The organism is Pseudoalteromonas sp. SR44-2 (assembly GCF_014163745.1).
Classification (GTDB): Bacteria; Pseudomonadota; Gammaproteobacteria; order Enterobacterales; family Alteromonadaceae; genus Pseudoalteromonas; species Pseudoalteromonas distincta.
The window spans coordinates 17,996-28,928 of sequence record NZ_JACJDW010000042.1 but is presented as its reverse complement, the minus strand read 5'-3'; the positions used below and the strand labels follow the sequence as shown (position 1 = coordinate 28,928).

Annotated in this window: 14 protein-coding genes; 12 read left to right on the top strand and 2 right to left on the bottom strand. The window is 38.3% G+C overall.

The window, feature by feature from the left end; genetic code table 11:
- Positions 1-154: 154 nt before the first annotated feature.
- Positions 155-1,015 (bottom strand): delta-class carbonic anhydrase, encoded by an 861-nt coding sequence (locus H5115_RS18165; protein ID WP_182756664.1) that lies wholly within the window; start codon positions 1,013-1,015, stop codon positions 155-157.
- 96 nt (positions 1,016-1,111) lie between these two features.
- Complete coding sequence (locus H5115_RS18160) at positions 1,112-1,765, bottom strand: DUF6058 family natural product biosynthesis protein (protein ID WP_182681644.1); 654 nt, start codon at positions 1,763-1,765, stop codon at positions 1,112-1,114.
- 170 nt (positions 1,766-1,935) lie between these two features.
- On the opposite strand from H5115_RS18160, the gene dapA reads away from it, so the two are divergent.
- The 12 genes from dapA to H5115_RS18100 all read left to right on the top strand — a co-directional run bounded on the left by dapA (position 1,936) and on the right by H5115_RS18100 (position 10,916).
- Entirely contained in the window at positions 1,936-2,853 is a 918-nt protein-coding gene (gene dapA / locus H5115_RS18155; RefSeq protein WP_182681645.1) for a 4-hydroxy-tetrahydrodipicolinate synthase, read from the top strand.
- A gap of 118 nt (positions 2,854-2,971) precedes the next feature.
- The gene (locus H5115_RS18150; RefSeq protein WP_045899132.1) at positions 2,972-3,685 is read left to right on the top strand and encodes a beta-ketoacyl synthase chain length factor; all 714 of its coding nucleotides are present in this window, start codon (positions 2,972-2,974) and stop codon (positions 3,683-3,685) included.
- Entirely contained in the window at positions 3,678-4,460 is a 783-nt protein-coding gene (locus tag H5115_RS18145; protein ID WP_182756669.1) for a 1-acyl-sn-glycerol-3-phosphate acyltransferase, read from the top strand. The genes H5115_RS18150 and H5115_RS18145 overlap by 8 nt, the downstream gene beginning before the upstream one ends.
- Positions 4,457-4,714, top strand: coding sequence for a phosphopantetheine-binding protein (locus H5115_RS18140; protein ID WP_182756656.1), 258 nt, complete (start codon positions 4,457-4,459; stop codon positions 4,712-4,714). Before H5115_RS18145 ends, H5115_RS18140 begins: the two co-directional genes overlap by 4 nt.
- A gap of 21 nt (positions 4,715-4,735) precedes the next feature.
- On the top strand, positions 4,736-4,981 hold the full coding sequence (locus tag H5115_RS18135) for an acyl carrier protein (RefSeq protein WP_002958648.1): 246 nt from the start codon (positions 4,736-4,738) through the stop codon (positions 4,979-4,981).
- A gap of 4 nt (positions 4,982-4,985) precedes the next feature.
- The gene (locus H5115_RS18130; protein ID WP_002958647.1) at positions 4,986-5,552 is read left to right on the top strand and encodes a hypothetical protein; all 567 of its coding nucleotides are present in this window, start codon (positions 4,986-4,988) and stop codon (positions 5,550-5,552) included.
- Positions 5,545-6,909 (top strand): AMP-binding protein, encoded by a 1,365-nt coding sequence (locus H5115_RS18125; protein ID WP_182756654.1) that lies wholly within the window; start codon positions 5,545-5,547, stop codon positions 6,907-6,909. The genes H5115_RS18130 and H5115_RS18125 overlap by 8 nt, the downstream gene beginning before the upstream one ends.
- Positions 6,893-7,258 carry a thioester dehydrase gene (locus H5115_RS18120; protein WP_182756652.1) on the top strand — a complete coding sequence of 122 codons (366 nt, stop codon included), beginning with the start codon at positions 6,893-6,895 and terminating at the stop codon, positions 7,256-7,258. Before H5115_RS18125 ends, H5115_RS18120 begins: the two co-directional genes overlap by 17 nt.
- The gene (locus tag H5115_RS18115; protein WP_182756651.1) at positions 7,251-8,000 is read left to right on the top strand and encodes a glycosyltransferase family 2 protein; all 750 of its coding nucleotides are present in this window, start codon (positions 7,251-7,253) and stop codon (positions 7,998-8,000) included. The genes H5115_RS18120 and H5115_RS18115 overlap by 8 nt, the downstream gene beginning before the upstream one ends.
- Entirely contained in the window at positions 7,990-8,958 is a 969-nt protein-coding gene (locus H5115_RS18110; protein WP_182756649.1) for an acyltransferase, read from the top strand. Before H5115_RS18115 ends, H5115_RS18110 begins: the two co-directional genes overlap by 11 nt.
- Positions 8,951-10,495 (top strand): histidine ammonia-lyase, encoded by a 1,545-nt coding sequence (gene hutH, locus H5115_RS18105; RefSeq protein ID WP_182756647.1) that lies wholly within the window; start codon positions 8,951-8,953, stop codon positions 10,493-10,495. The genes H5115_RS18110 and hutH overlap by 8 nt, the downstream gene beginning before the upstream one ends.
- Positions 10,488-10,916, top strand: coding sequence for a thioesterase family protein (locus H5115_RS18100; protein ID WP_182756646.1), 429 nt, complete (start codon positions 10,488-10,490; stop codon positions 10,914-10,916). The genes hutH and H5115_RS18100 overlap by 8 nt, the downstream gene beginning before the upstream one ends.
- Positions 10,917-10,933 lie beyond the last annotated feature (17 nt).

The window sequence follows — 10,933 nt, the reverse complement described above, 5'->3', positions numbered from 1 at the left end:
GCGCACAGGGCGTGCATCTGTGAAAGTGTTATGGCAAGGATGGCTTAAGTTACAAGCCATCCTGGAAGGCTACGATTTAGCAAAATCTCTTGAGTCAGACTTGTGATCAAGAGACAGCTAATTAGTGGGTTGTTTTTATTTGGCTAAATTTTAATTATTTAATTTTAGAGAGTAGTGCGGGATTTATTACGAGATTTCGTACGCCGTGGGCATGATCTTCATTAAAGACGTTACTTTCACACCATTTACCAACACTGTTTATATCAACCTTTGCCACTTTTGGTTTAACTGACCATGTTACTTGAAAAGGAGAGCCTGCTGCGTTGTAACTCGGGCCAGTAGTTGAACCGCTATAAACAACAGGTTTACCCGTATTTGTCGGTGTAGCAATAGCTTGATAGTAACCATTAACAGATGACACGGCGCTTATTTGAGCAAAATCAAGTGCGTTAGCATCGTTTACTAATACATATACTTGAGCTTCAACACGTAGTTGCGGATTTTTAATCGAATCACTTAAACAACTCCCCAAGGTAGGGCCTGGTTTTACAATTGCTGACGTATGAACGTTATGAACCTCAATGGTATCGCCAACTAAAAGCGCGCCGTGATCGCTCGGACAAATTTCAATTTTTGCTGGTTTACTTTCACTTTTAGTTAAAGAGCCTGAATATAAGTAGCCACTTTTAAAGCCTTTTCCATTACCATTTCCTGCATATTTGCTAAATTCGCCACCGGCGTGTTCAGCATTTTTATGAAAGTGTATATTACATAAATTCATATTTGATGAAGTTGGGGCATGAGAGAAAACTGCCGTGTTTTCGCCTTTATAATTATCAATATTGCGTGGAGATTGTGGCCCAAAACCTTTATTAGCGGTGTTTTTAGCAAGCGCTGCACGCTGTATTTTTATTATGTCGTCATTTACTATTTCGTGGTTAGCTTTAGCTAGTGTATTAAAAGACAGGATAGTGATTACAGCAGAAATTACACTTATTTGTGTTTTGATTGTCATTGAGTCAGTGCCTTTAAATTATATTTTGCGTAACAATTAAGTTAACAGCTCTTGTTGTTCGTCAAATAATCCTAAAATAATTAAACTAATGCAAAACTATTTAATAGATAAATCGTATTTTAAAATAAGTGCATCTATATAGCGGGTGCGTAATGTATGTTGTTTTTCATGATCGGCGCCATGCCCTAGCGCTTTGTTTAAAAGCTTTATGGCGGGGTGTAATAGCGCTCTTTCTTCTTGGTTTAAACTCGCTTTACTGCGCAGTTCTGTAATGTCGTCAACTAGTAGCCTGCCAATGTCTACCGAGACTATTTCGTCTATTAATCCATTTTGAGTAAGTACGCCATATTTACTGCATAAAAACTGTTGCCAAACTTGCTGTAAGTGCTCGTCTATTTCACAGCCAAATAGCTCTTCGCTAAACGTAAATCCTTGCTGAGCGAGTTTAGTTAGGCTTACAGTATATTGCCGCGCAAAATAATTAAAAGCATGGCTTGATGATTCTATTTTTTGTTTTAAAAGACCTTGCCCCCAATTAACACAGCCGCGCGGATAATAGTCGTCATATTCTTCGCATTCATACAAACCCGAATATGAGCTGCAGCTAAGTTGACTTTTAATACAGTAACTTGGTTTGGGGAACACACTTCGCTCTTGCCAAGCTAAAAGTGTATCTGCATCTATGTTTAATGCTTGGCACAGTTCATCGGTGTTATAAAAATGAGTTGCTAAGTAGTCAGATAAACGCATAAAGCCTCTGGTATCGTTAAAATAAAACACTGTTTATATATACAGTTATTCATTTTGTATTACCAAACTCAATAACACAAGCGATTTTATAATTAAATGTGCGCTTATACCTCCAAAAATACCGGCAAGTATGTTACAAATAGCGCAAGTTTTATAAATAATGAATTTTTATGCGCACCCTAGACCAAATTAAACAAGCAAGCCTTATTACAGCTATTAAAACGCCATATTTAGCAAACGGTGAAATTGATCTCGCAAAGTACGATGAACTCGTTGAAATACAAATTGCAGCGGGCGTTGATGGCATCGTAGTCGGTGGCACAACAGGCGAAGGCCAGTTAATGAACTGGGAAGAGCATTTAATGCTTATAGCGCACAGTGCAAACAAATATGGTGACAAACTGGTTATTGTTGGTAATACCGGTAGTAACAACACCCGTGAAGCGATTAAAGCAACTAAATATGGCTTTGCCAGCGGTATGGATGCAGCACTGCAAATTAACCCATATTACGGACGTACGTCAATCGCGGGTGTTAAAGAGCACTTTAAACGAGTACTTGATATTGGACCTGCCTTTATTTACAACGTAGCAGGTCGCACAGGTCAAGACCTAACACCTGATATTATTGAACCATTAGCACAGCATTCGAACCTAATTGGTATTAAAGAATGTGGCGGCAATGAGCGCATTGCACACTATGAGCAGCAAGGCATTGCGTGTTGGTCTGGTAACGACGATGAAGCACACGACGCTCGTCATGTACACAAAGCTCACGGTGTTATTTCGGTTACTTCTAACCTTATTCCTGGGTTGTTTCGCCAATTAATGGATACTAAAAATGATGAGTTAAATACGTCATTACAACCATTAATGAACTGGTTGTTCTGTGAGCCAAACCCTATTGCTATTAACACTGCGATGATGATGACAGGTGCAGTAAATCCAGTATTTAGATTACCGTATTTACCGCTTAGTGATGAACAACAAGCTCAAGGCGAAGTTTTAATTAATGAGTTAAATAACAACGATGTTGTTGGCGGTAAAGCTAAGTGCATAAAGCAGGATGATATAGCTCTACTTTCTTAGCAATATGAGCAAGCGCTGAACAGGGGGGTAGTTCAGTGCTTTTTATTAATGATTATTTACTTCTATTGCTAAAATCGGTAAAATTCTCTCCCTTATATCTTATAAAATATGCAGAGCTGTGGAATTTGTTGTTGAAGAACTCGCTATATGGATAAAGCCCGAACAGCGACAAATAAAAGAGAGTAATTGGTTTGATTCCTCCGTATTAAATCTTAGTTGGGTGCCTGCTATGCAGCGACGCCGAATGACTTCCTTTATTAAAATGGCACTCTTCAGTGCTCATCAAGTAAGCACACAAGGTAATTATGTTAACTTACCGAGTGTCTTTTCTTCTCGCCACGGCGATTTTCACAAAACGGCTAACTTACTTGTTGATGTAGTAAATGATCAGCCATTGTCGCCCACTGGTTTTGGGTTAAGTGTGCATAATGCCGCATCGGGGCTTTTCGGGATAATACAGGGTAATACAAGTGCTACAAATGCTATTGCTGCAGGAGCCGAAAGCTTTATTTATGCGCTCGTAGATGGCTTTGTAAGACTTGCTGATAACGATCAGCCACACATGTTAATAGTTCATACCGATGAGACTCTCCCTGATATTTACGCTCAGTATGCCGATGAACAGCAAATAGCACACTCTATTGGTTTAATAATAAGAGCGCCGCAAAAAGGCGAACCCCATTTTAGTTTAAATAAAGTATTTAATATGGGCATGGAAAAAAGCGACTTACCAATGAGTATTCAATGCGCTAAAGCTTTGTATGAGCGAAGCAATACATTACTTGTTCATAACACGCTTGAGCACGATTGGCAGCTTACGTACCATGCTTAAAAATGCACAAAGGCTATGTGGATTGATTTGGCGGATTATTGCGACTGCATTTTGCTTTTCAGTTTTTGGAATTGGTGGTTTAGTATTAGCCTTTATTGTTTTTCCTGCTCAGCGCCTATTTCAAAGTGACTCAGTTAAACAAAAGCTTAATGCTCGAAAAACAGTACATTATAGCTTCAAATGGTTTGTTAGTTTAATGCATGTAACGGGCGTTATTCGATTTCATGTCAACGATAAAGCAAAAATTGCAGGCTTAAAAGGGCAATTGATATTAGCAAACCATCCTTCTTTAATTGATGTTGTTGTTTTAATTTCGGTAGTAAAAAATGCAGATTGCGTAGTAAAAGCACATTTATTTAAAAACCCTTTTATGCGTGGCGTTATTAAAAGCACCGGCTACATAAGTAATGAGGACCCACAGGAGCTATTACGAGAGTGTGAGCGCAGTTTGCAAAAGGGTAATAACTTAATTGTATTTCCAGAAGGGACACGGACAGAGCCTAACAAAGCATTAAAGTTTAAACGAGGCGCTGCAAATATTGCAATTAGGTGTCATGCGCCCATTACTACTTTTTTAATTAAAATGAAGCCAAACACTTTAACCAAAGGCACACCTTGGTATAAGGTCGCGCCATATCAGGCGCATTTTACAATGGGGCTTGCGAGCCAGCAGTTTAATTGTGCAACGTACCACAGCGATATGCCTGCGATGCAATCACGCCAATTGACTAAAGATTTACAACATTATTTTACACAAGAGCTAAAAAATATATGAGCGACTTAAAAGAACAAATAAAACAACTGATTATCTCAAGCCTTGACCTTGAAGACATGACCACTGCTGACATTCAAGATGATGATGCTTTATTTGTAGATGGTCTAGGGCTAGATAGCATAGATGCATTAGAACTTGGCCTTGCGATAAAGAAGCAATTCGATGTAAAAATTGATGCAAACTCTGAGCAAACTAAAGCGCACTTTGCCTCAGTTAATTCTTTAGCAAAATTTATTGAACAAGCACGTTCTTAATATATAAAAGTAGGAAGAAAGATGAAAACCGCTGCTGAAATTTATGATGTATTACACGGCATTTTAGAAAACGAATTTGAAATAGACCCAGAAGATATTAGCTTAGAGGCTAACCTGTACCAAGATCTTGATTTAGACAGTATTGATGCAGTTGACTTAGTTGTAAAATTAAGAGAAATCACAGGTAAAAAAATTGAGCCTGATGCCTTTAAGCTTGTGCGCACAGTGCAAGACATAGTCACCGAAATAGAAAAGTTAGTTAACTAATACTATGTTAAAAGCAGTTTTAACAACGTTAATTATGATTTGCTTGGCTTGCTACCCTATTATTGTTTACGTAGGCCTTACGCGTTTTAATAGTCAGATTATTACAGTATTACTGCTATTTTTACTCGGGCTTAGACTTTGGTTAAGCAGAACTTTGTTTGATAAAATGCCGTGGTTAAAGCCCGCTACATTTTTAGCAGCCATTACTATTTTGATTTCCAAGGTAATGGATAGCGACTTAGGGCTGCGTTTGTATCCCGTAATCATTAATTTAGTTATGTTAGTTGTGTTTGCGTATTCATTGTATAAAGGGCCTTCTATTATTGAAACCTTTGCGCGAATTACTGAGCCCTCACTTGATGAAAACGGTGTAATTTATACAAAAAAAGTAACGCTAGTGTGGTGTGTGTTTTTTGTACTGAACGGTGGTATTGCCCTGTACACCAGTATTTTTAGTAGCCTAGAAACTTGGGCTTTTTATAATGGTTTTATTGCTTACTTAGGCATGGGCGCATTGTTTGCGATAGAGTGGCTAGTAAGACAAAAAGTAAAAAGGAACGCCGGTGTTTAATGCTTTTCAAAGCAATGCGTTAAGAGCATGTTTTAATCATAACGACAATAATATTTTAGAGTATCAGTTTGTTAGTGATATAAACCAAGTTTTAGCAAAGCTATCAACGTTAAATACTAAATCATCGGTTGTTTTATACACCACAGACACCTACAAATTTGCCGTGTACCTATTTGCTTTAGCATCACACGGTAACGCAGTGATTTTGCCGTCGAATGGGCAACCTGCAACGTTAAACTCCTTACTTAAACAAACGCCTTTTTTTATTGGTGAATCTGAATTAGTAGCCGATTTAGTGGCTGATTTTTTAGATGTAGGTACGTTAGACAATCAACCTCATTTCGTATCTCTTGAAATAATTAAATGGCCTGAAGAAGGTACAATTGTTTTTTACACGTCGGGCTCGTCGGGTAAAGCAAAGCCAATTGTAAAAACGTGGCAGGTAATAAATAAAGAATTAAATACATTAATAAACAGCTACGCACTGGTTGATAATCCTATTTTTATAGCGAGCGTTTCGCATCAGCATATATACGGCTTATTGTTTAGATTATTGTGGCCATTACGCGCAGAAAAGGTTGTAAATACAGAGCTACTGCATTACCCAGAACATGTAGCTACAAAGCTTAAGTTATTTAAAAAAGTAGTGTTTGTTTCAAGCCCTGCGCAGTTAAAACGGTTATGTATTGATAATGTTTTAGTGGATAATAAGTCTAATTTACAATGGATTTTTTCATCAGGTGGACCGCTACTAAACGAAGATGCTGTATCATTGTTTAAGCAATTGAATAAACCAGTCACACAAGTTTTTGGTAGTACCGAAACAGGTGGTATTGCATATCGACAAGTTACTTCACTTGAAAAGGTTAGCCTTTGGCAGCCATTCTTGGGTATTAAAGTAAGGGCCTTGGACGATCAGCGTTTAATTTTAAACTCACCGCTCGTTCCTGACAAAAATTACCCTCTAGATGATAGAGGCGAAGTGCTTAAAAATGGTCAATTTAGATTATTAGGTCGATTCGATCGAATTATAAAATTAGAAGAAAAGCGATTAAGTTTAGATGAGCTAGAACAGCATTTGTGTACTAGTGAGTGGGTAAGTGAAGCTAAAGTAATTGCCTTGCCTGGTGAGCGATTAATAGTAGGCGCTATTATTGTGCTTACGCATAAAGGGCAGATATTTTTTAATGGTGACGGTAAGTTAGCTACAAATAATTTATTAAAAGCGCATGCATTAGCGCGCTTTGAGCGAATTTGTATCCCTAAAAAGTGGCGTTTTGTAGAACAATTACCATACAACTCACAGGCAAAGTTAAATTTAAAAGCATTGGAGAGTCTTTTTGCAAAAGTTGACTAAAACACAGCCAGATTTACTGTCTTGTGAACAAGTAGAGCAAAAGTGTAAATTAAGCTTACTAGTTCCTCATGATTTAGATTATTTCAAAGGACACTTTACGGGTGGTCCAATACTCGCAGGTGTTGTGCAGTTAGACTGGGCTGTGGCTGCAATTTGTAAATATTATAATGTTCAGCAATCTGTTAAAAATGTTGAAGTATTAAAGTTTCAGGTAGTGATTACCCCAGGTATAACAATCGAATTATTGCTTGAGCAAAAAGCAGAGAATAAATATACCTTTTCGTATAATTCAAACAAAGGACAGCATGCATCTGGCCGTGTTGTTTTTGAAAGCCTAATAAATGAATAACTTTTGTATTGTTATCCCAAATTATAATCACATTACGGTTATTGATGATGTACTGAGCCAATTATCGTCATTTAATCTTCCTATTATTATGGTTGATGACGCAAGCAGCGTCGAAGCTAAAAGTGTGTTCAGTAATCTTGATGCAAAATACACGCAGTTGAGTGTAGTTACCCACGACGATAATCAAGGTAAAGGCGGCGCGGTACAAACAGGCTTAAAGCAAGCATATAAGCTAGGTTTTTCGCATGCGATACAGGTTGATGCTGATGGTCAGCATGACTTATCTGATATTAAAAAACTCATAGCGCTTTCAAACGCTCAGCCTAAAGCGCTTATAAGCTGTTGCCCAATATATGACGATTCAGTGCCTAAACACCGTTATTTAGCACGTTATTTAACGCATATTTGGGTATGGATTGAAACGTTAAGTTTTACAATTGTAGATTCGATGTGTGGCTTTAGAGTATATCCGCTTGAGCAAAGTACAAAGCTAATTGATGAGGTATCGCTTGGAAAACGCATGGATTTTGACCCCGAAATTTTAGTGCGTTTATATTGGCGCAATGTGCCTTTTGTATTTTTACCTAGCCAAGTAATTTACCCCGAAAATGGGCTTTCTCATTTTCAGCCTTTACACGATAACGTGCGTATTTCGTGGTTACACACCCGCTTGTTTTTTGGAATGTTGATTCGCTCTCCTGTGTTAATTTGGCATAAATTAAAGAGGCGTTATGGCCGCTAAACACTGGTCTAAAATGCAAGAGCGCGGTAATTTCTTAGGTATTCAAATACTGTTATTTGCTCATAAATTACTGGGTAGAAAAGGGCTGTGGATTGTTTTGTTTCCTGTGGTTTTTTATCTTTTTTTAACAGGAAAAGTAGCGCGTGTAGCATCTAAAGCGTTTTTAGCGCAGGTTAATGTTTACCAAGGCTGCAAACAACCTGTTACGTTTAAAAAGCAATTAACGCACTTTTGCAGTTTTGCAGATAGCGCATTAGATAAAATTGATGCTTGGCTTGGGCGAATAACCCAACGTGATATTAAATACACTAATGAGCATTTATTTGCTGAGCTAGATGAGCAAAACCAAGGGGCTATTTTTATAGGTTCCCACTTGGGTAATTTAGAGGTGTGCAGGGCACTTAGCCAGCACCGCAGCAGTAAAAAAATAAATGTACTGGTGTTTACCCATCACGCTGTTGAATTTAATAAAATGCTTAAAAAGATTAACCCAGATGTGTCGGTCAATTTAATACAAGTGACTGATATGGGGCCTGACTTAGCTATTTTACTAAAAGAAAAAGTAGAGCAGGGAGAAATAATCGTTATTGTTGGTGACAGAACAAGCACAACAACGGCTTCTCGGTCGGTACAGGTACCTTTTTTAGGCAAAAAAGCCCCATTTTCACAGGGACCTTTTATATTAGCTGCGCTGCTTGATTGCCCTGTTTACTTTTTGTTTTGTTTAAAAGATAAAAAAAGCAAAAAGTATCAAGTGATATTTGAACATTACAGCCAATCATTAAAAATGCCTCGACGAGAGCGACAGCAGGCGCTAACACTTATTATTACTGACTATGCACAGCGTTTGAGTTATTACGCAGCTTTATATCCTTATCAGTGGTTTAATTTTTACGATTTTTGGAAAAGTGATCAGCAGGTAGTGCGCGATCAATCAATGGAGAACAAGTGTGACTGAACAAAATATACAGCTTTTTGGCAATCAGCGATTATCAATTGAAGATATTGTTCGAGTTGCCTTTAATGAAACACAAGTGCAATTAAATAGCTGTGAAACTTTTAGCGTTAAAATTAATAGCGCTTTGCATTTTTTAGACACACTTTTAAAAGAAGATGGCGTAATTTACGGCGTTACTACTGGTTACGGTGATTCTGTAACGGTGGCTGTACCCCTTGATTTAGTTGATGAATTACCTCTGCATTTAACTCGCTTTCACGGCTGTGGACTCGGGGATGTATTTAATAAAGTGCAAGGGCGTGCAATTTTAGCGACCCGCTTAACATCACTTTCACAGGGCTACTCTGGTATTAGCTGGGAAATGCTGCATCTACTTAAAGATTACTTAAATAACGATATAGTGCCTGTGATCCCTCAAGAAGGGTCAGTAGGTGCAAGTGGCGATTTAACACCGTTATCTTACGTTGCAGGTGCGATGGTAGGCGAACGTGATGTGTTTTACAAAGACCAAGTACGTAACAGTGCAGAAGTTATGAAAGAAGTTGGCTTAGAGCCACTCACTCTAAGGCCAAAAGAAGGTCTTGCCGTTATGAATGGCACAGCGGTAATGACTGCATTAGCGTGTTTAGCGTTTGATAGGGCTAATTACTTAGCTAAACTGGCGAGCCGTATTACTGCATTATCAAGTTTAGCGCTTAAAGGAAATAGCCATCATTTTGATGAGATATTATTTTCAGTTAAGCCACATCCTGGGCAGCAGCAAATTGCACGTTGGATAAGAGACGATTTAAACCATCACGATCACCCTCGTAATGCAGACAGACTTCAAGATAGGTATTCAATCCGTTGTGCACCCCATGTTATTGGTGTTCTGCAAGACAGTCTGCCGTTTTTTAGGCACATGATAGAAAACGAGCTTAATTCAGCAAACGATAACCCAATAATTGACGGCCAAGGTGAGCATGTATTGCACGGCGGGCATTTTTACGGAGGCCACATTGCTATGGCAATGGATAGCATGAAAACAGCCGTTGCACACCTTGCTGATTTAGCAGACAGACAAATCGCTTCTTTGGTTGATACTAAGTACAACAATGGTTTACCTTCAAACTTGTCTGATAGTGCACCAGAGCGCCGTTATATTAATCATGGTTTTAAAGCGGTTCAAATTGGCTGTAGTGCTTACACTGCAGAGGCATTAAAGCTAACCATGCCGGCCAGCGTTTTTTCTCGCTCTACGGAGTGTCATAATCAAGATAAAGTGAGTATGGGAACTATTGCGTCTCGCGATTGTTTACGTATTTTACAGCTAACAGAACAAGTGTTAGCAAGTACGTTATTAGCAAGTATTCAAGGTGTTAGATTACGTATTAAGCAAGGCGATCTTGAGTTTTCGACTTTAACGCAAGATATGCAAAACATGTATACCGATATAACTGATTACTTTGAAAACCTCACTGAGGATAGACCAATGGAAGCCGTGCTAAGGCAAACAATAGGGTATATTCAAACTAAACGTTGGGCGTTGTATGAATAGTAAAGGTGCATTATTAACTCATGTGGTAGAAATTGAAATTCCATTTTATGACTGCGACCCAATGAATGTTGTATGGCATGGTAATTACCCACGTTATTTAGAAGTAGCGCGCTGCGAGTTACTGCGGTTATTTGATTATGATTACCCGCAAATGCATGAATCGGGCTACGCGTGGCCAATCGTTGATATGCAAATAAAGTATGTTGCCTCAGCAGTATTTACTCAAAAAATTAAAGTAGCGGCTTATTTAAAAGAATACGAGAATAGACTACGGATTGATTACGTAATCACTGACTCGCTAACTAATAAGCGCCTTACTAAAGCCTCAACCACGCAAGTTGCGGTTGAGGTTAGCTCCAAAGAAATGCAATTTGAATCACCCGCTATTTTATTTAATAAGTTAAAAGCGGTTTTGAATTAAATTTTTATTTTATAGGC